Annotated in this window: 23 protein-coding genes; 19 read left to right on the forward strand and 4 right to left on the reverse strand. The window is 66.5% G+C overall.

Going from position 1 to position 23,089, the window contains the following annotated elements:
* Positions 1 to 34 precede the first annotated feature (34 nt).
* On the reverse strand, positions 35 to 1,246 hold the full coding sequence (gene hmpA, locus AC07U1_RS14115; protein WP_495176070.1) for an NO-inducible flavohemoprotein: 1,212 nt from the start codon (positions 1,244 to 1,246) through the stop codon (positions 35 to 37).
* A gap of 133 nt (positions 1,247 to 1,379) precedes the next feature.
* Between hmpA and AC07U1_RS14120 the strand changes: the two genes are divergently transcribed.
* The 16 genes from AC07U1_RS14120 (at position 1,380) to AC07U1_RS14195 (ending at position 16,583) form a co-directional block, all read left to right on the forward strand.
* The gene (locus tag AC07U1_RS14120) at positions 1,380 to 1,817 is read left to right on the forward strand and encodes an RrF2 family transcriptional regulator (RefSeq protein WP_056347773.1); all 438 of its coding nucleotides are present in this window, start codon (positions 1,380 to 1,382) and stop codon (positions 1,815 to 1,817) included.
* A 582-nt stretch (positions 1,818 to 2,399) separates the two neighbouring features.
* The gene (locus AC07U1_RS14125) at positions 2,400 to 3,596 is read left to right on the forward strand and encodes an NnrS family protein (RefSeq protein WP_495176069.1); all 1,197 of its coding nucleotides are present in this window, start codon (positions 2,400 to 2,402) and stop codon (positions 3,594 to 3,596) included.
* Between the two features lie 98 nt (positions 3,597 to 3,694).
* Positions 3,695 to 4,384, forward strand: coding sequence for a Crp/Fnr family transcriptional regulator (locus tag AC07U1_RS14130; protein WP_187141579.1), 690 nt, complete (start codon positions 3,695 to 3,697; stop codon positions 4,382 to 4,384).
* A 153-nt stretch (positions 4,385 to 4,537) separates the two neighbouring features.
* The gene (gene ccoN / locus AC07U1_RS14135) at positions 4,538 to 6,196 is read left to right on the forward strand and encodes a cytochrome-c oxidase, cbb3-type subunit I (protein WP_495177447.1); all 1,659 of its coding nucleotides are present in this window, start codon (positions 4,538 to 4,540) and stop codon (positions 6,194 to 6,196) included.
* A 13-nt stretch (positions 6,197 to 6,209) separates the two neighbouring features.
* Positions 6,210 to 6,986: a cytochrome-c oxidase, cbb3-type subunit II gene (gene ccoO, locus AC07U1_RS14140; RefSeq protein ID WP_056347766.1), complete on the forward strand. Its 777-nt coding sequence runs from the start codon at positions 6,210 to 6,212 to the stop codon at positions 6,984 to 6,986.
* A complete protein-coding gene (locus AC07U1_RS14145; RefSeq protein WP_056347764.1) occupies positions 6,983 to 7,147 on the forward strand; it encodes a cbb3-type cytochrome c oxidase subunit 3 in 165 nt (54 codons plus the stop codon). Before ccoO ends, AC07U1_RS14145 begins: the two co-directional genes overlap by 4 nt.
* Positions 7,134 to 8,072, forward strand: a complete 939-nt coding sequence (ccoP, locus tag AC07U1_RS14150; RefSeq protein WP_495176068.1) for a cytochrome-c oxidase, cbb3-type subunit III — start codon at positions 7,134 to 7,136, stop codon at positions 8,070 to 8,072. The genes AC07U1_RS14145 and ccoP overlap by 14 nt, the downstream gene beginning before the upstream one ends.
* Positions 8,059 to 9,516, forward strand: coding sequence for a cytochrome c oxidase accessory protein CcoG (gene ccoG, locus AC07U1_RS14155; RefSeq protein WP_495176067.1), 1,458 nt, complete (start codon positions 8,059 to 8,061; stop codon positions 9,514 to 9,516). Before ccoP ends, ccoG begins: the two co-directional genes overlap by 14 nt.
* Positions 9,513 to 9,983: a FixH family protein gene (locus AC07U1_RS14160; RefSeq protein ID WP_495176066.1), complete on the forward strand. Its 471-nt coding sequence runs from the start codon at positions 9,513 to 9,515 to the stop codon at positions 9,981 to 9,983. The genes ccoG and AC07U1_RS14160 overlap by 4 nt, the downstream gene beginning before the upstream one ends.
* Positions 9,980 to 12,100, forward strand: coding sequence for a heavy metal translocating P-type ATPase (locus AC07U1_RS14165; protein ID WP_495176065.1), 2,121 nt, complete (start codon positions 9,980 to 9,982; stop codon positions 12,098 to 12,100). The genes AC07U1_RS14160 and AC07U1_RS14165 overlap by 4 nt, the downstream gene beginning before the upstream one ends.
* Positions 12,097 to 12,252, forward strand: coding sequence for a cbb3-type cytochrome oxidase assembly protein CcoS (gene ccoS / locus AC07U1_RS14170; RefSeq protein ID WP_056347754.1), 156 nt, complete (start codon positions 12,097 to 12,099; stop codon positions 12,250 to 12,252). Before AC07U1_RS14165 ends, ccoS begins: the two co-directional genes overlap by 4 nt.
* Entirely contained in the window at positions 12,249 to 12,476 is a 228-nt protein-coding gene (locus tag AC07U1_RS14175) for a hypothetical protein (RefSeq protein ID WP_495176064.1), read from the forward strand. Before ccoS ends, AC07U1_RS14175 begins: the two co-directional genes overlap by 4 nt.
* Positions 12,477 to 12,535: 59 nt before the next feature.
* The gene (hemN, locus tag AC07U1_RS14180; RefSeq protein ID WP_495176063.1) at positions 12,536 to 13,840 is read left to right on the forward strand and encodes an oxygen-independent coproporphyrinogen III oxidase; all 1,305 of its coding nucleotides are present in this window, start codon (positions 12,536 to 12,538) and stop codon (positions 13,838 to 13,840) included.
* Positions 13,841 to 14,062: 222 nt separating this feature from the next.
* Positions 14,063 to 15,280, forward strand: coding sequence for a BtaA family protein (locus AC07U1_RS14185; RefSeq protein WP_492738501.1), 1,218 nt, complete (start codon positions 14,063 to 14,065; stop codon positions 15,278 to 15,280).
* 32 nt (positions 15,281 to 15,312) lie between these two features.
* Positions 15,313 to 15,942, forward strand: a complete 630-nt coding sequence (locus tag AC07U1_RS14190) for a class I SAM-dependent methyltransferase (RefSeq protein ID WP_495177446.1) — start codon at positions 15,313 to 15,315, stop codon at positions 15,940 to 15,942.
* Between the two features lie 47 nt (positions 15,943 to 15,989).
* Positions 15,990 to 16,583 (forward strand): GNAT family N-acetyltransferase, encoded by a 594-nt coding sequence (locus AC07U1_RS14195; protein ID WP_495176062.1) that lies wholly within the window; start codon positions 15,990 to 15,992, stop codon positions 16,581 to 16,583.
* 3 nt (positions 16,584 to 16,586) lie between these two features.
* Here the strand turns inward: AC07U1_RS14195 and AC07U1_RS14200 are convergent, their stop codons facing one another.
* The 3 genes from AC07U1_RS14200 to murI form a co-directional block, all read right to left on the reverse strand.
* Complete coding sequence (locus AC07U1_RS14200; protein ID WP_495176061.1) at positions 16,587 to 17,276, reverse strand: nitroreductase; 690 nt, start codon at positions 17,274 to 17,276, stop codon at positions 16,587 to 16,589.
* Positions 17,273 to 18,487: a 5-aminolevulinate synthase gene (gene hemA, locus AC07U1_RS14205; protein WP_056347741.1), complete on the reverse strand. Its 1,215-nt coding sequence runs from the start codon at positions 18,485 to 18,487 to the stop codon at positions 17,273 to 17,275. The genes AC07U1_RS14200 and hemA overlap by 4 nt, the downstream gene beginning before the upstream one ends.
* Positions 18,488 to 18,635: 148 nt before the next feature.
* Positions 18,636 to 19,442, reverse strand: a complete 807-nt coding sequence (gene murI / locus AC07U1_RS14210; RefSeq protein WP_495176060.1) for a glutamate racemase — start codon at positions 19,440 to 19,442, stop codon at positions 18,636 to 18,638.
* 136 nt (positions 19,443 to 19,578) lie between these two features.
* On the opposite strand from murI, the gene plsY reads away from it, so the two are divergent.
* From plsY to AC07U1_RS14225, 3 genes are all read left to right on the forward strand, one after another.
* A complete protein-coding gene (gene plsY / locus AC07U1_RS14215) occupies positions 19,579 to 20,184 on the forward strand; it encodes a glycerol-3-phosphate 1-O-acyltransferase PlsY (protein ID WP_495176059.1) in 606 nt (201 codons plus the stop codon).
* The gene (gene dprA / locus AC07U1_RS14220; RefSeq protein WP_495176058.1) at positions 20,181 to 21,266 is read left to right on the forward strand and encodes a DNA-processing protein DprA; all 1,086 of its coding nucleotides are present in this window, start codon (positions 20,181 to 20,183) and stop codon (positions 21,264 to 21,266) included. Before plsY ends, dprA begins: the two co-directional genes overlap by 4 nt.
* A 115-nt stretch (positions 21,267 to 21,381) precedes the next feature.
* Positions 21,382 to 23,022, forward strand: coding sequence for a VWA domain-containing protein (locus tag AC07U1_RS14225; RefSeq protein WP_495197718.1), 1,641 nt, complete (start codon positions 21,382 to 21,384; stop codon positions 23,020 to 23,022).
* The last annotated feature ends 67 nt before the right edge of the window (positions 23,023 to 23,089 follow it).

Raw genomic sequence — 23,089 nt, forward strand, 5'->3', positions numbered from 1 at the left:
TTTGCCGGCCCTCAGATCTTTCGGCAGCTCCTCTTCAGGCGGCGAGCAGTTCGTCGGCCGGACCGAAAAACTCGTAGTGAATATGGTCGGACGGCACACCGGCGAGCGACAGGCCGGCCACCGCGGCGCGCAGGAAGGGGCGCGGGCCGCAGATATAATAGTCCGCCTCGCCCACCGGGGTGTTTGCGACCAGCCATTCTTCGGTGATCAGGCCTGCATGGTCATAGTCGCGGCCCGTCACCTCATCGGCCAGCGGCGTCTGGTGGAAGTCGATGACGCGAACCGTACGCCCCTTCGCCGCCAGCGCGCGGACATGATCGCGCATCGCGTGGGTGTCGCGATCGTGCGTGCCATGAATATACTGGACGGGGACATCGCCGCCGCCCTCGACGAGAGCCTCCAGCATCGACACCATCGGCGTCAGGCCGACGCCGCCCGACAGCAGGACGACGGGGCGCTGCGGCGACTGGCCTAGGAAAAACTCGCCGGCGGGCGCCGCGACTTTCAGGATCGTGCCGACATCGACGCTGTCGTGAAGCCAGCCCGATGCAAGCCCCTGCGGCTCGCGCTTCACCGAGATGCGATAGGTTTCCCCATTGGGTGCGGCCGAGATCGAATAGTTGCGCTTGACCGGCGGATGTCCGGGAATCTCGAACCAGAAGGTCAGATACTGACCCGGCCTGAAGGCCATGGCCGCGCCGCCATCGGCGGGGCGCAAGGTGAAGGATTTGATCACGCTGCTCTCGCGCGTCACCGTCTCGACACGGAAATCGCGCCAGCCGTTCCAGCCCCCGGTCGTCGCCTTCTGCTCGCCATAGACCCGGGCCTCGCGCGCGATCAGGATGTTGGCGAGGAACCAATAGGCTTCCCCCCAGGCGGCCAGGATTTCGTCGGTTGCCGCGTCGCCGAGTACGGCCTTGATCGCGCCGAGCAGCGCGTCGCCGACATGCGGATAATGCTCGGGCAGGATCTGAAGCCCGACATGCTTCTGGGCGATGCGCTCGACGGCGGGCGCGAGCGCCGCCAGATTGTCGATGTTGCCGGCATAGGCGAGGATAGCCCCGGTCAGGGCGCGCGGCTGCGATCCCGTATCCCCATGATGCGACTGGTTGAACAGGTCGCGGATCTCGGGGTTTTCGAACATGCGCGCGTACATTTCGTGGACGATGTCGAGACCATGCGCTTCGAGCGCCGGGACGGTGGTTTTGACAAGCGCGATGGTGCGATCGCTGAGCGGCTGTGACATGGGATCTCCTGTGGATATGGGAAAAGCGGCTCGACTCGATTAAACATGCATTAATTGCGCATGTATGGCGACCGATTGAAACATGCAATAGAAATGCATATTATTGGCGACGAGCCGGTGAAAGGAATGTGCGATGCGCCTGACGCGCTACTCCGACTATGCGATCCGGGTGCTGCTCTATCTGGGTAGTCAGCCCGACGACCGGCTGTCTTCGATCGGCGATATCGCGCGAAGCTATGGCATTTCGCAGAATCATCTGATGAAGGTCGTCAACGATCTGGTGAACGCCGGTTATCTGGAAAGCGTGCGTGGGCGTTTCGGGGGCATCCGTCTCGCCCGCGCACCCGAGGCGATCAACATCGGGGACGTGGTGCGCCATACCGAGGATGGCTTTGACCTGGTCGATTGCGCGAACTGTATCATTGCTCCGGCGTGCGGGCTGACGGGGGTGCTGCACGAAGCGCTGGCGGCGTTCATGCAAGTCCTCGACCGCTACACACTCGCCGATCTCCGAGCCAACCGGGCTGGCCTATGGACGATTCTGGAGACAAAGAGCGCAATCCCGGATTGAGCCGGCCCAATCCTGTGGGGTCAGGCAGATGGCTGGCCAAGGGTCAGGACACATTAGACGCGCCAGACGATGTCGGTTGCGGCGAGAGCGATGGCCGAGAAATAGGCTCTATTCAGGCTCCTCGCAGCGAGCCTGAATCACCGCCATTAACGTAAATCAACGGGTCCTGACCCTGGGCGTCACCGAACCGGATGCGGAGAAGTTTGATCCAGCGCAAATTCATTGGCGGCTACTCTGCTATCTCGGAGAGCGGGAAGGCGAGGCAAACCCATGGAGGATAGACGATGTTCTGCCCGGAATGCGGCGAAGTGATCGGATCGGGGCCGCTCGACGTGCGGCGTACGCGCCACTCTGGCCGCGACGGCGTCGGCGTCGCGAAAGCCGTCGGCCAATGGTTTCGCATTCTCCTGCGCTCTCTCCGTCGAGACGGCTGAGCATGGCGCCGCACCATTGCCGGGCCAGCGCGGGTGGCGATCCGGCGACGGCCGCCGCGGCGCTTGCCTGCCCCTCGGCTTTCGAGGCGAACCATGTGGTGGCGCGCGCTGGTCTGTCGATCGCGCCGGAATGACCATAGGCGGGAACGTGACGGAGGCGGCTGGCGGCTCGGGCGCCGGGGCGCCGCTCTGGCTTCAGGGCGGCTATCGCCTGCTCTTCGCCTGCGGTGCGTTGTGGGCAGCGCTCGTCGTGATTCTGTGGGTTGGCGCGTTCGGCGGCCGCTGGACGCTCCCGACCGCGATGGCGCCGCTCGCCTGGCATCAGCACGAGATGCTGTTCGGCTATCTGGGCGCGATCATCGGCGGCTTCGTCAGCGCCGCCATACCCAACTGGACGGGGCGCCCGACGGTGACAGGGTGGCGCATCGCCGCGGTGGTCGGCCTGTGGCTGGCGGCGCGGCTGGCAATCCTCTTTTCGGCGACGGTGCCGCCGCTGATCGGCGCAGCGCTCGACAGCCTCTATCTCCTTATCCTCCTCGCCTATGCGGCGCGCGAGATTTTCGCCTCGGGCAATCGCAACAAGCCGATCCTGATCATCCTCTTTCTGTTCGCCGCCGCCTCGGCGCTCGATCACGCCGCGATGATGGGCGCGCTCGCCGATCCGATGCTCGGGATGCACATGGGCTTTGCGCTGGTCCTGCTGTTGATCGCGCTCATCGGCGGGCGCATCATCCCCGCCTTCACGCGCAACTGGCTGGTACGGCAGGGCGCCACTGAAGGCCTGCCGACCATGCCGAACCGTTTCGACATGATCGCGATGGGAACGACCGCGCTCGCGCTCGCGGCGTGGGTCGCCGGCCCGGCAAGCCCCGTCGCGGCGGGATTGCTGATCGTCGCGGGCGGGCTTCAGGCAGTCCGCCTCACGCGCTGGGCCGGGTTGAAGGCGTTGCGCGACCCGATCGTCTTTGTCCTTCATCTTTCCTACGCTTGGCTGCCGGTCGGGCTGATCTTGCTGGGGAGCGCGATGCTGTATCCGCTCCTGCCCGTGTCGAGCGCCGTCCATGCGCTCGGCGCCGGGGCGATGGGGACGATGACGCTGGCGGTGATGACGCGCGCGACGCGGGGGCACACCGGTCGCCCGCTCGTGGCCGACCGCGCGACCGTCCTCATCTATGTTCTGATCCATTCGGGCACGCTGCTGCGCGTGATCGCGCCGTTGCTGCCGTTCGAATATTTGCGGGTCATCGCGCTCGCGGGCGCGCTGTGGACGGCGGCGTTCCTGCTGTTCCTGATCGCCTATGTCCCGATGGCGGTGCGGCCGGTTTCCGGCGCCCATCTGGCATGATCGACGCACCCGTCACGGGTTCGCGCCGGACGCGCATGGCGATGGCGGCAAACCCATCGTCCCTTCCCACGACCGCCGCAGTCGACTACGGGGGAGGGGTGATCGACTGTACCACCTGCGTCGTCCGCAACCGGGCAATTTGTGCAAGCCTCGACGCCGACGAACTGGCGCTGCTCAGCAAGCTGGGTCGGCGCCAGCGCGTGAAGGCGGGCCATACCTTGTTGTGGGAGGGCGATGATGCACCCGTCGTGGCCAATGTCCTCGACGGCGTGCTGAAACTGGTCGTCGCGTCCGCTGACGGCCGCGAACAGATCGTCGGCGTCGTTTTTCCGTCCGATTTCATCGGCCGCCCGTTCGGCAAGGAAAGCCCGTACAGCGCCACCGCGATGACCGATGCCGAGGTTTGCATCTTCAATCGCAAGAGTTTCGACGATTTCGCCTGTGCGCACCCAGATTTGCAACACAAGCTGCTGCGCCGCACGCTCGACGAACTGGACCGCGCGCGGCACTGGATGATGCTGCTCGGCCGCAAATCAGCCGAAGAGAAGGTCGCGTCCTTCCTGCTCGAAATGTCCGAGCGCTTGTCGGGGCAAGGGTGCGGCGGCGGCGCGCGGAGCAGTTTTGAGCTTCCGTTCGGCCGCCAGCAGATCGCCGACATATTGGGGCTGACGATCGAGACGACGAGCCGTCAGCTCACCCGGATGCGCGCTGCGGGCCTGCTCGACCTGCCGTCGCGCCGCGAGATCGTCATTATCGACCGTGCGGCGATGGAGACCCTCGCGGGCTGACCGCCCGCGCATGGTGTTTTTCTGGGGCAAATCGCCCCGTTGATGCGCCGCAACATTTTTCGTTGATCCAGGTCAATGTTCGGTGGCGCTCGCACCGCCATGGACGATCGTGAACGCGCGGGATGGAGCCGCGCCGAACAGGGATTCGCGATGATGGACGATCTGGTTTTCAAGGCTGGCGGCTGGCTGGCGCTCGCGCTGCTGGCGCTGGTCTTCGCGGCGCTGGCTGTCGACGCGCCCTTTGCGGTTCATATGATCATCATCGCGATCACCTGCATGATCGCGCTGTGGTTCCGCGTCTCACGCGCCGATTATGCGGGGATGGCGCGCGGGCTGCTGAAGATGCCCGCGGACGAAGGCGCCTATGACGACGATCCGGTGCGCTGGGGCGTCATCGCTACCATCTTCTGGGGCGTCGCGGGGCTGGCGGTCGGCCTCTATATCGCGTTGCAGCTCGCCTTTCCGGCGCTCAATCTTGGGATCGAATATACCAGCTTCGGGCGGCTGCGCCCGCTCCACACCTCGGCGGTCGTCTTCGCCTTTGGCGGCAATGCCTTGATCGCGACGAGCTTTTATGTCGTGCAGCGTACCTGCCGCGCGCGGCTCGCCTTTCCCGGCGCCGCTCGCTTCGTCTTCTGGGGTTACCAGCTCTTTCTGGTTCTTGCCGCCACCGGCTATGTCATGGGCGTCACCGAGGCGCGCGAATATGCCGAGCCCGAATGGTATGTCGACCTGTGGCTGACGATCGTCTGGATCGTCTATTTCATCGTCTTCGTCGGCACGATCGTCAAACGCCGCGAGCCGCATATCTATGTCGCCAACTGGTTCTATTTGAGCTTCATCGTCACCATCGCGATGTTGCACATCGTCAACAATCTTTCGATTCCGGTGACGATTTTCGGGTCAAAAAGCTATTCGGCTTTTGCGGGGGTGCAGGATGCGCTGACGCAGTGGTGGTACGGGCATAATGCGGTCGCCTTTTTCCTGACCGTGCCCTTCCTCGCGATGATGTACTATTTCGTTCCCAAGCAGGCGGAACGGCCGATCTACAGCTATCGCCTGTCGATCCTGCATTTCTGGTCGCTGATCTTCCTCTATATATGGGCCGGGCCGCACCACCTTCATTACACGGCGCTGCCCGACTGGGCGCAGACGTTGGGCATGGTGTTTTCGGTCATCCTGTGGATGCCGAGTTGGGGCGGCATGATCAACGGGCTGATGACGCTGAACGGCGCGTGGGACAAGATCCGTACCGACCCGATCATCCGCATGATGGTCGTCGCGCTCGCCTTCTATGGCATGGCGACGTTCGAGGGGCCGATGCTGTCGGTGAAGGCGTTCAACAGTTTGAGCCACTATACCGAATGGACGATCGCGCACGTTCACGCCGGGGCGCTCGGCTGGAACGGCATGATCACCTTTGCCGCGGTCTATTATCTGGTGCCGCGCCTGTGGGGGCGCCCGCGCCTCTATTCGCTGCGCATGGTCAACTGGCATTTCTGGCTCGCGACGCTGGGGATCGTTTTCTACGCCGCCTCGATGTGGGTGGCGGGGATCATGCAGGGGCTGATGTGGCGCGAATATGGGGCCGACGGCTATCTGGTCTATAGCTTTGCCGAAAGCGTCGCGGCGATGCACCCGATGTATCTGATCCGGGCCGCAGGCGGAGCGATGTATCTCGCCGGCTTCCTGCTGATGGTCTTCAACGTCTGGGCGACGCTCGCGGGCAGGGTCCGCGAGGAAAAACCGATGACCGAAACGCCGTACAACGCCGCCGCGGACCGTCCGCTGGCGCCCGTTCCCGCCGAATAAGGAGCCAAGGCAAATGGCGATCCAACCCGCCGAAAAACGCTTCAGCCACAAGAAGCTCGAACGCAACGTCAGCCTGCTCGGCTTCTTTTCGCTGATCGCCGTTGCGATCGGCGGCATCGTCGAGATCGCGCCCCTGTTCTGGATCGACAACACGATCGAGAAGGTCGACGGGATGCGCCCTTACACCCCGCTCGAGCTTGCCGGGCGCAACATCTATATGCGTGAAGGCTGTTACACCTGTCACAGCCAGATGATCCGCCCGTTCCGCGACGAGGTCGAACGCTATGGCCATTACAGTCTGGCGGCCGAGAGCATGTACGACCATCCGTTCCAGTGGGGGTCGAAGCGGACCGGGCCGGACCTTGCCCGCGTCGGCGGTCGTTATTCGGACGAATGGCACAAGGCGCATCTGATCGACCCGCGCAGCGTCGTCCCCGAATCGATCATGCCCGGTTATGCCTTCCTCGCCGAGCGCGATCTCGCCCCGGGCGACATGAAGCGCGACCTGACCGCGCTCACCCGCGTCGGCGTTCCTTATACGAAGCAGGATATTGCCAAGGCGAACGACGACATCCGCGCGCAGGCCGATCCCGACGCGGGGGCCGGTGACCTCGTCAAACGCTATCCGAAGGCGCAGGTGCGCGATTTCGATGGCGACCCCGCCCAGGTGACCGAAATGGACGCGCTGATCGCCTATCTCCAGATGCTCGGCACGTTGGTCGATGTCGAAAAGGCGGCACCGCAGGAACAGGCGCACGCGCCTGCCGCGGCTTCGGGAGCGGCGCGATGAGTTATGACGAGGTGCGGCATTTCGCCGACAGCTGGGGCCTGATCGTCATGGTGGCGATGTTCCTTCTCTTCATCGCCTGGCCGTTTCGCAAGGGCGCCCGCCGTCACCATGACGAAGCGGCAAATATGATCTTCAAGGACGACGAGCATGGCCGATCATAAGCGTATCGACGAAGTGACCGGCACGCACACGTCGGGTCACGAATGGGACGGCATCGAGGAACTCGACACGCCGATGCCGCGCTGGTGGCTATGGTCGCTCTATGCGACGATCGTCTGGGGCATCGTCTATGTCATCCTCTATCCCGCCTGGCCGATGATCCATGGCGCGACCGAGGGTGTGCTCGGCTGGAGCAGTCGTGGCCAGCTCCAACAGGAGATGCAGGCCGACGCGGCGCGCCGCGCCCCGGTGATGAACGCGATCGCCGCGACCTCGATCGCCGACCTGCCCGCAAAACCCGAGCTGATGCAGGCGGCGGTGCAGGGCGGGGCGGCCGCCTTTCGTGTCCATTGCGTCCAATGCCACGGCGCGGGCGGCGCGGGGGTGAAGAAGCTCTATCCCAGCCTGACCGACGACGACTGGCTGTGGGGCGGCGATCTTGCGACGATCGAATATACGATCACCAATGGCATCAGGAATCCCGATCACAAGGCGACGCGGACCAGCCAGATGCCCGCCTTCGGACGCGACGGCATCCTCGAGCCAACGCAGATCGCCGACGTGGTGAGCTTTGTCCGCACGATCAGCCATCAGGAAAAGCGGAGCGCATCGTCAGCGCGCGGCGCGGTGCTGTTCGAGGCGAATTGCGCGGTATGCCATGGCCCGACCGGCAACGGCGGGCGCGAGGTCGGCGCGCCGAAGCTGAACGATGCGATTTGGCTCTATGGCGGCGACCGCGCCAGCATCACTGCGACGGTGACTCAGCCGCGCAACGGCGTGATGCCGCGCTGGAACAGCCGGCTCGACCCGGGGACGATCAAGATGCTCGCCGCTTATGTCTATTCGCTCGGCGGCGGCGAAAAGGCGCCGGCGCCGGCCTTGGCCGCCGCCGCGGCGGAAGGACTGGGAGCTGATGGCCAGCCCTGACGACCTGACCGGCGAGCATGGATCGCTCTATGCGGCGCGCAAGGGCGTCTACCCCAAGAAGGTGGACGGCCCTTTCCGGCGTTTCAAATGGGGGATCATGGCGGTCACGCTGGCGATCTATTACGGAACGCCATGGATCCGCTGGGATCGCGGCCCCCATGCGCCCGACCAGGCTGTGCTCGTCGATCTGGCGAACCGGCGCTTCTACATGTTCCAGATCGAGATCTGGCCGCATGAATTCTATTATGTCGCGGGCCTGCTCATCATGGCGGGGATCGGGCTGTTCCTCGTCACCAGTGCGGTCGGGCGCGCGTGGTGCGGTTATGCCTGTCCACAGACGGTGTGGACCGACCTGTTCCAGCATGTCGACCGGCTGATCGACGGCGACCGCAACGCGCAGATCCGCCTCGCAAACGCTCCATGGACGGCCGAGAAGATCGTCAAGCGGACGCTGAAATATGCGGTCTACCTGACCGTCGCATTCTGGACCGGCGGTGCGTGGATCATGTATTTCGCCGACGCGCCGACGCTGACGCATGATTTCTGGACCGGGCAAGCCGCGCCGGTCGCCTATGTCACGGTGGCGGTGCTGACCGCGACGACCTTTGTCCTCGGCGGCTTCCTGCGCGAACAGGTGTGCATTTATATGTGCCCCTGGCCGCGCATCCAGACCGCGATGATGGACGAAAAATCGCTGCTGGTGACCTATAAGGACTGGCGCGGCGAGCCGCGCGCCAGCGTCAAGAAGGCCGAGAAGGACCCCGGCGCCTTTGGCGACTGTGTCGATTGCAACCAGTGCGTCGCGGTCTGCCCGACCGGCATCGACATTCGCGAGGGGCCGCAGATCGGCTGCATCACCTGCGCGCTGTGCATCGACGCCTGCGACAGCGTGATGGCGCAGGTCGGCCGACCGCGCGGCCTGATCGACTATTGCACGCTCGACGACGCCGCGACCGAAAAGGCGGGCGGGGTCGCGCCGCCGATCCGCAAGACGCTCTTCCGCCCGCGCACATTACTGTATTTCGGCCTGTGGGGCGCGATTGGCCTCGCGATGCTCTTCACCCTCGGCCAGCGCACCCGTCTCGATCTTGCCGTCCAGCACGAGCGCAGCCCGCTCTATGTTCAGCTTTCCGACGGCGCGATCCGCAACAATTACACGCTCAAGCTGCGCAACATGGAACTCCGCCCGCGCACGATCGAGGTCACGCTGAGCGGCCTGCCCGGCGCGCGGTTGTGGATCGAAGGCGGCGCGCGTGAGACGGCGCGGCAGAGCCTGCGCATGTCGCTCGCGCCTGACCGCGTGACGAGCGCGCGGCTGTTTATCGTCGCTCCCGGCGCGGGCCCGGCGCGGCAGGAATTCACGATCGCGGTGCGCGCGCTCGACGACGATCCGCGCGGCGACAGCGAGACCATCCAGTTCGACCGGCCGGGGACCGAACCATGACCGAAAAGCGCGATCGAAAGCCCTTCACCGGGCGCCATGCGGCGATCATCCTGATCGCCTTCTTCGGCGTCGTCATCAGCGTCAATATCGTGATGGCGAGCTTTGCGCTGTCGACCTTTGGCGGCACCGTGGTCGACAACAGCTATGTTGCGAGCCAACATTACAATGAATGGCTCGCGCGTGCCGCGGCGCAAGAGCGGCTCGGCTGGGACAAGAGCGTCACTGTCGACTCCGACCGGCATGTCCGGCTGATCGTCCGCAAGGACGGCGCTCCGCTGGACGGTCTGCGTATCGTTGCGACGCTCCGTCATCCGCTCGGTCAAGCACCTGCGCGCGCGATGCGCTTCGTACCAGCTGCAGGCGGCGCTTTGCGTTCGGTCGAGGCTTTGCCCGCCGGGCGCTGGCAGATCGACCTGTCGGTGCATCACGGCGCCGACGAGGCGCGCTATCGGATCGATCTTCAATGACCGCGGCGGCGACCTCGTTGATCGAACGCGATTTCGCGGTGCCCGACATCCGCTGCGCGGGCTGCATCGCCAAGCTGGAGCAGGGGTTGGTGCGCGACCGGCGGATCGCCGCCGCGCGGGTCAATTTCACCGAAAAGCGCGTGCATCTGTCCTGCACCCCCGACGCCGAAACGCCCGAGTTGATCGGCGCCTTCTCGCGGCTCGGGTTCGAGGCGCATCCGATCAGCGACGGTCCGCCGGAGGTCGATCGCGGCGCCTCCGACAGCCGCGCGCTGCTGCGCGCGGTCGCGGTGTCGGGCTTCGCGATGATGAACATCATGCTGCTGTCGGTGTCGGTCTGGTCAGGCGCAAGCGGCGCGACGCGTGACCTGTTCCACTGGCTGTCGGCGGCGATCGCGCTGCCGACGGTCGCTTATGCCGGGCGGTCCTTCTTCCGTTCGGCGTGGCGCGCGGTTCGCCACGGCCGGACCAATATGGACGTGCCGATCAGCATCGGGGTGCTGATCGCGACCGTGCTCAGCCTTTACGAAACTTCGACGCACGGCCCGCACGCCTATTTCGACGGCGTCGTAATGCTGCTGTTCTTCTTGCTCTGCGGCCGCTGGCTCGACAGCGTGATGCGCGACCGCGCGCGGGGCGGGGTGACGGCGCTGCTCCGCAACATGGGCACCGGCGCGATGGTCGTCGACCCGGACGAAGCAAGCCGCTGGGTCGACGCCACAGCGATCGAACCCGGCATGGTCATGCTGGTTGCCGCGGGCGAGCGGCTGGCGGCCGACGGCGTGATCGTCGGCGGTGCCAGCCAGATCGACCTGTCGCTGCTGACCGGTGAAAGCGCGCCGCGGGAGGTGCTGAGCGGCGATCCTGTTCACGCCGGAACGCTGAATATCGAGGCGCCGATCCGTGTCCTGGTGACTGCGGCGGGCGCCGACACCGCGATCGCCGACATTGCGCGTCTGATGGGCGAGGCGGCGCAGGGCAAGTCGCGTTATGTCCGCATCGCCGATCGCGCGGCGCGCTATTATGCGCCTGCGGTCCACACCCTGGCTTTGCTCGCTTTCGCCGGCTGGATGATCGCCGGGGCCGGCTGGCACCACAGCTTGCTGATTGCAGTCGCGGTGCTGATCATCACATGTCCCTGTGCGCTGGGCCTCGCGGTGCCTGCGGCGCAGATCGTCGCGGCGGGCGCGCTGATGCGGGTCGGGGTGCTGGTGAAGGACGGATCGGCGCTCGAACGGCTGGCCGAGGTCGATCGGGCGATGATCGACAAGACGGGAACGCTGACTCTCGGGCGACCGGTCGCGGCCAATCTCGATGCCGCCGACGCCACCGCCCGCGCGCTGCTGCTCGCGCTGGCGCGCGCCAGCCGTCATCCGCTCAGCGAGGCGCTGACCCGCGACCTGACGGCGGCGGGCGTGACGCCGCTTGCGGTCGAGGCGATCCGCGAAACCCCCGGCGCCGGGATCGAGGCGCGGTGGGGGACGCGCCGGGTGACGCTGGGTCGACCCGCGCAGACCCTCGCCGACAGCGCGCTCGCGACCGAGCTGGCGATCGACGGCGAGCCGGCGATCATCGTCCGCTTCTCCGACACACTTCGTCCCGACGCCCCCGACACGATCGCTGCGCTGCGGCGCGCCGACGTCGTGCCGACGATCTTGTCGGGCGATCGCGCCGTCGCTGTCGCGCCGGTGGCGCGCGCGCTCGGCCTGACCGCCCAGACCAGCACGAGCCCGCAGGACAAGCTCGCCGCCATCGCACGGCAAGCCGCAATGGGACATAAGGTGTTGATGATCGGCGACGGGCTGAACGATGGCCCGGCGCTGGCCGCCGGTCATGCCTCGTTCGCGCCGGCCTCGGCGAGCGATGCGGGCAAGAATGCCGCCGATTACATCTTCCTTGGCGACCGGCTGATGCCGGTAATGCAGGCGATCCGGGTGGCGCGGCGGACGCAGGCGATCGTGCGACAGAATTTCGCGCTCGCGATCGGCTATAATGTCATCGCGGTTCCGCTCGCTTTTCTCGGCTATGTAACACCGTTGGTCGCCGCCATCGCTATGTCGGGATCGTCGCTGATCGTCGTCGGCAATGCGCTGCGGTTGAAGGGCTCGGCGCGATGAACGGGCTGCTCGTCCTGATCCCGGTCGCACTCGGCCTCGGGCTCATAGGCCTTGCCGCTTTTTTCTGGTCGCTGCGCGGCGGGCAGTTCGACGATCTCGACGGCGCGGCGCTGCGCATCTTCGTCGAGGATGAGGAGAAGGACGTCCCATGATCGCGCGGTATTTCGTTCTGGCGTTGGCCGCGGCGGTGCTGATGCAGCCGCCCGGTGCCGCCGAAGCGCGCGTCCTGACCATTCCCTCATGCGGCGGCGCGGCGCACCGGATGATCGTGCCGGGCGATCCCGCCGACCCGAAACAGCGGCGCGACTGTGCCAAGGCCTGCCACGTGATCGGCGAACGTCGCGGCAAGCGGCCGGGGTCGTTGGGCTGCTGCTGATTCCGTCGCCGTTGATCCCGATCAATGTCGTGGTGCCGGTTCGGGCATAGGGTGCGTGCATGTGGTCCTATCATCCCGATCTGCTCGCAAAGCCGGTTCCGCGCTACACCAGCTATCCGACGGCGATGGAATTCGCCGAAGATGTTGGCGCGAACGATTATGCGCGCGCCCTCGATGCAGTCGAACCGGCGACGCCGGTCTCGCTCTATGTCCATATCCCCTTTTGCGAGAGCATCTGCTGGTATTGCGGCTGCAACACCGGCGCGGCGGGTCGTAAGCAGCGGCTCGACGATTATCTGACGGCGCTCAGGTCGGAGATCGCGCTCGTCGCGAAGCGGCTGGGCGGACGCGGGCGCGTGAGCCGCATCGCTTTCGGCGGCGGCAGCCCCAATGCGATCGCGCCGGTCGAACTGGTGCGCTTGCTCGACCTGCTGCTCACCGTTTTCGATGCGCACCGGCCCGACGTCTCTATCGAGCTGGATCCGCGCGGCTTCTCACCCGAATGGGCGCTGGTGCTCGCGGCGGCGCATGTTACGCGGGTCAGCCTCGGCATCCAGACCTTCGCGCCGCACGTCCAGCAGGCGATCGGGCGCATCCAGCCGCTTTCGCACATCGAGCGCGTCGTCGCCGCGCTGCGCTTGCGTGATATCAGCGCGATCAATTTCGATCTGATGTACGGCCTGCCCGGACAGGAACTGGCCGATGTCGAATCGACGATCGAGGAGGCGCTGGCGCTGGCGCCGAGCCGCATCGCCTTTTTCGGTTACGCCCATCTTCCGCAGATGATCGCGCGCCAGCGGCGGATCGACGCGAGCCGGCTGCCCGACCAGCGCCTTCGCTTCGAGCAGGCGGAGCTTGGCTATCGACGGCTGACCGCGGCTGGCTATGTCCCGGTCGGTTTCGATCATTTCGCCCGGCCCGACGATTCGCTCGCCCTCGCAGCTCGCGAAGGCCGGGTGAATCGCAATTTTCAGGGCTTTACCGAGGACGCCGCCCCCATTTTGCTTGGTTTCGGCGCCAGCGCGATCAGCAAGTTTCCCGATCTGATCGTCCAGAACGAGAAGCGGTCCGGCTCCTATCGCGATCTTGTCGGCGGGGGGCGACTCACCGCGGTGAGAGGCGTCCGGGTCGAGGCGGGAGAGCAGCGGCGGGCGCGGCATATTCGCGACCTGTTGTGCAACGGGCGCGCGCATTTGAGTTTCGATGAGCTCGCGCCGGCTCGAAGCGCCCTGACGGATTTCGAACGACGAGGGATTGTCGAGTGGGATGGCGATGCGCTCGTGATTCGCGACCACGGCCTGCCCTACGCGCGGCACGTCGCCGCACGGTTCGATCGCATCCGGGGCGACATTCGGCCGATCTAGCAGCGGGGCGCGGCTTCCGGGCGACAATTGGCAATTCACGCCCAAAAGCTTTCTGACCGCAAACGTGAAGGGTTTACGGTCAGCAGCGCGACGCCATGGATTCGCCGGGATGACGATGCGAGTTTTTTCCGCCGTCCCCGATTTGTCATCGAACCGACGCGGGAATCGCAAGAATCGCTGCCATGGGCGGGGCCGGATCCACCTTTCTCCGGGAGACCTGCCATGGCCAGCCAGCCCAATCGCAAGATCGCCGCCGCCGTCGTTCGCGAGGACGCCGAGCAGAAGCAACGCCTGCTCGACCGCGCCTTCGCGTTCGCCTTTCGCGGGCTCGTCTACGCCCAGATCTGGGAGGACCCGGTGGTCGACATGGAGGCACTGGCGATCCGGCCCGGCAACCGCATCGCGACGATCGCGAGCGGCGGGTGCAATGTCTTCTCCTATCTGACCGCTGATCCCGCCGAGATCGTCGCGGTCGATCTCAACACCGCGCATGTGGCGCTGGGCCATCTCAAGCGCATCGCGGCGGCCAGGCTGCCCGATTATGCGAGCTTCCGCCGTTTCTTCGCCGACGCCGACAGCCGCGACAATGTCGAGGCGTACAAGGCGTATGTGCGGCCGCATCTCGACGAGGTCAGCCGCCGTTACTGGGAAGGCCGCGACCTTGTCGGACGCCGCCGCATCAACGGCTTTGCGACCGGACTCTACAAGCGTGGGCTGCTCGGCAATTTCATCGGCGTCGCGCATTTGCTCGCGCGGCTGATGAAGGCCGATCCGCGCGCGCTGCTCGAGGCGCGCGACATCGACGAACAGCGCCACATCTTCGAAACGAAATTCGCGCCCTTCTTCGACAGGAAGTTCGTGCGCTGGGTCACCGACCAGCGCTCGTCGCTGTTCGGCCTCGGCATTCCGCCTGCGCAATATGACGCGCTGGCGGGTGGCAAGCCGATGGCCGATGTGCTGCGCGCGCGGCTCGAGAAACTGAGCTGCGATTTCGACCTCAAGGACAATTATTTCGCCTGGCAGGCGTTCGGGCGCGGTTATGGCCGTGACGCGCAGGCGCCGCTGCCGCCCTATCTGCAGGCGGACAATTATGCCGCGGTCAAGGCGCGCGCCGAACGGGTGACGATGCTCCACGCCAACATGACCGACATGCTGGCGGCGGCGGATGACGCGAGTTTCGACCGCTATATCTTCCTCGACGCGCAGGACTGGATGAGCGACCCGCAACTGCTTGCGTTGTGGAGCGAGGTCCTGCGCACCGCGCGACCGGGCGCGCGGGTGCTGTTCCGCACCGCCGCCGAGCCAAGCCTGCTGCCCGGACGCCTGCCCGACGCGCTGCTCGACCGTTGGGACTATCGCGCCGAGGAATCGCGCGATTATACGCGGCGCGACCGCTCGGCGATCTATGGCGGCGTCCATCTCTATGTCCTGAAAGCCTGATCGTGGCGGCGGCACAGGGGCATGCCGCGCTGATGGACAATGTCTATCGCGGCCAGCGCCATATCTATGACCTGACCCGCAAATATTATCTGCTCGGTCGTGATCGGCTGATCGATGAATTGCAGCCGCCGGTCGGCGGTCATGTGCTCGAGGTCGGCTGCGGCACCGGGCGCAACCTGATCGCGGCGGCGCGCTGCTGGCCCGGCGCGCATATTCACGGCATCGACATTTCGGCCGAGATGTTGAAAAGCGCGCGCGCCGCGATCGCCCGGGCGGGGCTGGAGCGGCGGGTGACCGTCGCCCAGGCCGATGCCACCGGGTTCGACCCCAAGGCGCTGTTCGGCGTCCCGCACTTCGACCGGGTCTTTCAGAGCTATACGCTGTCGATGATCCCCGACTGGCAGGGCGCGATCGGCGAGGCGGTGCGCCATCTGTCGCCGAACGGGGTGCTGCATATCGTCGACTTCGGCCAGCAGGAGCAACTGCCCGGCTGGTTCCGCGCTGCGCTGTTCGGCTGGCTGGCGCGTTTCCATGTCGCGCCGCGTGCTTTGATGATCGACGCGATGCGTGAATTGTCGGCCGACACGGGCGGCCGGCTGGTCGTGACGCGCCTCTATCGCGGTTATGCCTGGTCGCTGCGGTTCGAGCAGGGCCGACGCTGATATTGCCAAAGCGCGCGCGACCTGCTCCTTTCGTTGCGGGAGGGGCTATGGACGAGACGATATTGCCGGCGGGGCAGGGCGATGCGCCCGCGCTGATCGAGACATTGGCACAGGCATTCCAGACCGACCCGGCGCTGTCGTGGATATTGCCCGACCCCGATCATCGTGCGCGGGCGCTGCGCGGCCTGTTTCGCGTGCTGGTACCCGCCGACATGCGCGCGGGGGTCGCGCTGCGATCCGAAGGCGACGCGGCGGCGGCGCTCTGGCGCGCGCCGGGGCAGGCGCATAGCGGGACACTGGAGTTCCTGCGCACCGTCATCCCGCTGGTCGCGATGTTCGGTACCGCCCTGCCGCGCGGACTGAAGGTGCAGGCCGGCATCGACGCGCACCGCCCAAAGGCGCGCTTCTGGTATCTTCATTATGTCGGCGTGCGGACCGCGCATCAGGGCAAGGGCCATGGCGGCCGGATCATCCGCGAGCAGACCGCGGTCGCCGACACCGAGGGACTGCCGTGCTGGCTGGAAACCGCGACGCAGGAAAATGTGCCGCTCTACGAACGGCTGGGGTTCGTCACGCAGGTCGAATGGGATGTACCGGGCGGCGGCCCGCATTTCTGGGGCATGATGCGCCCGGTGTGCTGAGCGTCAGTCGTCGAACCCGACGAAACGCACCGCTTCCTCGACGCTCTTGCGGTTCGACACCACGGCGTTGGCGGGAAACTCTTCTTCGGGCCAGCCCATCGCGACGCAGATCATGATCACCTGGTCGTCGGGGATCGCGGCATGTTCGCGCACCACCGGACTTTGCATGATGCCCTGGCTGTTGATCACGCAGCCGAGCCCGCGCGACCAGGCGGCGTTGACCAGCGCGTTGGTCACTGCACCACAATCGAACGGCGCGATGTCGCTGCCGAGCAATATGCGGTCATAGGTGACGACGATGCTGACCGGCGCGTCGAACTGGCGGAAGCCGCGGAGCACCCAGTCCTGGCGCGCGTCCTTGTCGTCGCGCGCGATGCCCATCGCACCGAAGAGCTGCTTGGCGATCTCGATCTGGCGTGCGCGATGGTCGTCGGCGATGCCGTCGAAGCGGCGGAATTCGCGGCTGTCGGGCTTGCCGGCGAGAATGCCGTCGGTGTTACCCCGGCGGATCGCGTCAAGCGGATCGCCGGTGACGACCGAGAAATTCCAGCACTGGTTGTTGAACGACGAGGGCGCGCGCATCGCGACTTCGATCACCTCGGCGACCAGCGCCTTGGGAACGGGCTTGTCGAGGAAGCCGCGAATGCTGCGGCGTCCCCGGACAACCTCGTCAAAACCCGGTGCGGCGCTCACGCGGCCTTGCGCAGTTCCAGACGGTCCCAGATTTCGGTGAGCGCCTGGGTCAGGTCGCGCATCATCGCCTCGTCATGCGCCGGGCCGGGGGTGAAGCGCAGCCGTTCGGTGCCGCGCGGCACGGTCGGGAAATTGATCGGCTGCACATAGACGCCATATTCGGCGAGCAATATGTCGCTGATCTTCTTGGCGCGCACCGGATCGCCGACCATCAGCGGGACGATGTGCGTGGTCGAATCCATCACCGGCAGGCCGGCGTCGCGGAAGCTCTGCTTGAGATAAGCGGCGGCTTCCTGCTGCGCGTCGCGCTCGACGCTCGACGCTTTGAGGTGGCGCACGCTCGCGAGCACGCCGGCGACGAGCACCGGCGACAGGCTGGTCGTGAAGATGAAACCCGGCGCATAGCTGCGGATCACGTCGATGATATTCTTGTCGGCGGCGATATAGCCGCCCATCACGCCGAACGCCTTGCCGAGGGTTCCCTCGATGATCGTGATGCGATCGGCGGCTTCGTCGCGATCGCTGATGCCGCCGCCGCGCGGGCCGTACATGCCGACGGCATGGACTTCGTCGCAATAGGTCAGCGCATTATATTTGTCGGCAAGGTCGCAGATCGCGTGAATCGGGGCGACGTCGCCGTCCATCGAATAGACGCTTTCGAAGGCGATCAGCTTGGCGGCTTCGGGATCGTCGGCGGCCATCAACTCTTCGAGATGTGCGAGGTCGTTGTGACGCCAAACGCGCTTTTCGCAGCCCGAGTTGCGGATGCCCGCGATCATCGAGGCGTGGTTGAGTTCGTCCGAATAGATGATGCAGTTGGGCAGCAGCTTGCCGAGCGTGCCAAGCGTCGCCTCGTTCGAGATATAGCCCGAAGTGAACAGCAGCGCGCCGTCCTTGCCGTGCAGGTCGGCGAGTTCGGCTTCGAGGTCGATATGATAATGGGTGTTGCCGCCGATGTTGCGGGTGCCGCCCGAACCGGCGCCGACGTCATGCAGCGCTTCTTCCATCGCGGCGACAACCTTGGGATGCTGGCCCATGGCGAGATAGTCGTTCGAACACCATACGGTGATCGGCTTCGGGCCGTTGTGACCGGCGAAGCAGCGTGCGTTGGGAAAGGACCCGCGATTCCGGAGGATGTCGATGAAGACGCGATAGCGCCCTTCTTCATGCAGCCGGTCGATGGCGCGTGCGAAAATATCGTTATAGTTCACGTATCAGCCCCGCAGTCAGGTGCCAGTCCAAGCCATTGGGCCGCTCCCTCCGGGCGGCTATTAACACGGCGGCCAATAACGCCGAAACAACCCGAAATCCAGTGCGAACGATTCGCAACTTCTGCGCCAAATCAGTGTGATCGAGCCGCTAGATCAGTTCGATGCGATCGAGGCCGTAGGGCGCCAGCGCGGCCAGCGGCGGCGGCGGGCGCTCGTCGCTACGCGTGAAGACCGCGAGGCCGGGGGCGACCGCCGCGGGCCAGGGCTGGCCGTCGGTCAGGTGGGCGATGCGGCGGGCAATGCCCTGCGCCCCGTCGATCAAGCGGACGTGCGATCCCGCCTCGGCCTGCAATTCGTCGGCGAGCAGCGGGAAGTGGGTGCAGGCGAGGACGATGACGTCGAGCTTGTCGCCGCCGGGCTGGATTGTCAGGCCGGCGATGGCGCGCGCAATGACGTCCATATCCACGGGGTCGCCGCGCAGCTTCGCTTCGGCGGCGGTGACGAGGCCGGGGCTGCCGTGGCGCAGCACCGTCTTGCCGGCGGCAAAGCGCGCGCTGAGATCGTCGACATAGGGCTGGCGCACCGTCGCTTCGGTGCCGAGCACCCCGATGACGCCGGTCTTCGTCATCTCGGCGGCGGGCTTGATCGCGGGCACGGTCCCTACGATCGGCAGGTCGAGCGCGGCGCGGACATGCGTCAGCGCGATCGTCGAGGCGGTGTTGCACGCGATTACCGCGAGGCGTGGCTGGTAGCGTTCGACGAGGCGGCCGAGCAGCGCGGGAACGCGCGCCGCGAGTTCGGCCTCGCTCTTCTGGCCATAGGGCAGGCCGGCATAATCGGCAGCATAGACGATCGGCGCGGTCGGCAGCAGCGCGCGCGTCGGGCCGAGCACGGTGAGGCCGCCGAGGCCGGAGTCGAAGAAGAGGATCGGGGCGTCAGCGCGGGGGGCGGGCATCCACGCGCCCTAGCAGCGGTGACGGGGCCGCTCAATGGCCGCCACGAGTTTGTCCGATTTGGCGGTCACCATGCGCGAATGCGTTGATTGCTACGCGCAATATCGCCACAAAGGCGCAAAGGGAGCAGGGGTTGCCATGATGACATATTTGCTGATCGCCGCGAGCTATCTGCTCGGATCGATCCCGTTTGGTGTCCTCCTGACGCGAGCCTTCGGTGCGGGTGATTTGCGTCAGATCGGATCGGGCAATATCGGCGCGACCAATGTGCTGCGCACCGGGCGCAAGGGGCTTGCGGCGGCGACATTGGTCCTCGACGGCGCGAAAGGCGCGGTGGCGGTGTTGCTGGTGCGGCATTTCGTGCCCGAGCTTGGCGACCAGGGCGCGATGATCGCGGGCGCGGCGGCGATGATCGGCCATTGCTACCCCGTCTGGCTGAAGTTTCGCGGCGGCAAGGGGGTCGCGACCTTGCTCGGCCTGTCGCTGGCGCTTGCCTGGCCGATCGGGCTGATCTTCGCGGCCGTGTGGCTGGGCGCGGTACTGATCCTGCGTATCTCGTCGCTCGGCGGGATGTTGGGTGCGATCGCGGCGCCCGTCGCGGCGCTCGCGCTGGGCTTCCCGGTCTATGCGATCGGGCTCGCGGGACTCGCGGTCATCGTCCTCTGGCGCCACCGTGAGAATATCGCGCGGCTGCGCGCCGGCACCGAACCGCGCGTTGGGGCGAAGAAAGAACCCACCGAGTGAATGACGCCGAACGGCTGGCGCGGCTGCGGTTGATCCGTACGCCGCATGTCGGTCCGGTCAGCTGGCACCAGTTGATGATGCGTTTCGGGTCGGGCGAGGCGGCGCTCGCCGCGCTGCCCGATCTTGTGCTGCGCGGCGGCGCGGGCCGCGCGCGTATCGCGCCTTCCGAAATCGCCGAGCGTGAGATCGAGCGCGTGGCCTCGCTCGGCGCGCGTCATGTCTTCAGTGACGAGGCGGATTATTCGCCGCTGATGCGCGCGGTCGAGGGCGCCCCGCCGGTGATGATTGTCCGCGGCGATATCGCGATGCTCCGGCACCCCTGCGTTGCGATCGTCGGTGCACGCAACGCCTCGGCGGTCGCGTGCCGCTTCGCGCGGCAGATGGCGGCCGAGCTGGCGGGGCAGGGCATCACGGTGGTCAGCGGGCTGGCGCGCGGGGTCGACACCGCGGCGCATGTCGGCGCGCTCGGCGGACGCACCGCGGCGGTGATCGCGAGCGGCATCGATATCGCCTTTCCGCCCGAAAATGCCGGGCTGCAGGAAAAGCTCGGCGCCGACCAGTTGCTGATCGCCGAGCAGCCGCCGGGCACCGAACCGCTGGCGCGCCATTTCCCGTCGCGTAACCGGATCATCGCCGGGCTGGCGCACGGGACGCTGGTGATCGAGGCGGCGCCCAAGTCGGGGTCGCTGATCACCGCGCGCCGCGCCGGCGACTATGGGCGCGAGGTGATGGCGGTGCCCGGATCGCCGCTCGACCCGCGCGCGCAGGGCTGCAACCTGCTAATCCGCGAAGGCGCGACGCTGATCCAGACGGTCGACGATGTGCTCGAGGCGCTGGGGCCGATCGATGCGCGCATGGTGCGCGAACCGGTGCGCAGCTACGCCGCGACGCCCGCCGTGCACGACGCCGGCGAAGGGGACCGCCGGATCGTCGTCGAACTGCTCGGGCCGACCCCCGTCGCGGTCGACGAGCTCGTCCGCCAGTCGGGCTGCGCAGCCGCGACGGTGCAACTGATCCTGCTCGAACTCGAACTCGCGGGGCGTATCGAGCGCCACGCGGGCGCCAGGATTTCACGGCTGTGATGACCCGCACAGCGGCCTAACCTGCGGCAATCTAACCATTCATCGCGGTTCAGCCACGGTTCAGCGGCCGGACCACAGGTTCATGATATTGTATCACATGGCGGGGAGTTCGATGATGCGAAGCCGATTTCTGACGGGCGTGACGATGATCGCCGTTCTCGCGGGCGGCCTCGCCCCCGCGCCCCTGACCATCGCTTATGCCAAGCCGGGTGCGCCGCAGCAGGGCTTCTGCCGCAACGCCGACCCGCTGCCGCGCCTCGATGCCGAGGTACAGCCGCCCCGGCCGCAACAGACGGGCGTGCCCAAGACCAAGGGCGGCAAGCGCGAGCGCGATGACAAGTCGAGCGCCGACTATGCGCCGATGGCGCCGCCGCCACCCCCGCCACCTCCGCCGCCCCCACCGCCGCCGATGGCGCCGCCACCACCCAGCTATGACAGCGCTGCCGCCGACGTCGTCGTCACCGGCTCGGCGCGATCCGGATCGTCGGCTGCGGTCAGCGCGGTCGGCAGCGGCGAGTCGGTACGGGTGGCCCCGACCGCCCCGCCGCCGGCGTCGACGTCGCCCGTTCCCGGCTCGTCGTCGGACTATACGGGGCGACCCGTGCCGGTGCCGCCGCGCTATATCCCGCCCCAGCCTCAATCGGGCATCCTGACCGCGGGCGAGCATGACGACCTGCTCAATCCGGAACTCTATGCGGCCTATGTCAACCGCACCGACTTGGGCCAGGACATCCGCGCCCTGCCGCGCGTCGACACGATGCGCGTCGTCACGGTGAAGGTGAACGACCGCAACGGCCAGCCGATCCCCTTCGCCGACGTCGTCGTCACCTGCAGCGACGGCAACAGCATCACCATGGCGACGCAGGCCGACGGCAGCGCGGTCTTCTTCCCCGGGCTCGACCGGCTGAGCGAACGGATCACCGTGTCGGCGCGAAAGGCCGGGCGCAGCATCGCCGATGCGCGGCCGGTGCTCGTATCCGATGCGCCGGGTGGGCAGGTCGTCGGTCTGACCGCCAGCCAGGCCGCGACCAAGGCGACCAAGCTCGACCTGATGCTCGTCATCGACACGACGGGCAGCATGGGCGACGAGATCCGATACCTGCAGTCGGAAATGCGCGCGATCATCGCGTCGATCACCGCCAAGCACCGCGACCTCGATATTCGCGTCGGTTTTGTCTTCTATCGCGATATCGGCGACGAATATGTCACGCGCACCGTGGTGTTCGACCGCGACATCGGCCGCGCGCAGGGCACGCTGGCGGCGCAATATGCGACCGGCGGCGGTGATTATCCCGAGGCGATGGACCAGGCGCTGATCCGCGCGGTCGGGCAGGAGTGGCGCCCCGACGCGGTGAAATCGCTGCTGCTCGTCGCCGACGCGCCGCCGCACAACGAACAGTTCGGCCGCACCTGGGCCGCCGCCGAGGCGGCGCGCGCCAGGCGTATCCATATCACCCCGGTCGCCGCCTCGGGCGTCGCCGACGAGGCCGAATATGCGATGCGCGCGATGGCGGCGGCGACCCAGTCGCGCTATCTGTTCCTGACCGACGACAGCGGCGTCGGCAATGCCCATGCGGCGCCGGCGATCGACTGTTATCTGGTGACGCGGCTCGACGCGCTCGTCCGCCGGGTGATCGACAGCCAGATCAGCGGTCGCCGCATCGAGCCCGAGGACAGCGAGGTCATCCGCAGCGTCGGCAATTACGACGCCGGCAAATGCATCCTGCCCGCCGACTTCAAATGGCAGAACCAGTAAGCCGTTGACTTGCCCCCGCATCTGTTCGATGCGGGGGCATGGGTCGCTTCGGGAACCCCCGCCGACC

The organism is Sphingopyxis sp. GW821-FHT02C12, assembly GCF_059421785.1.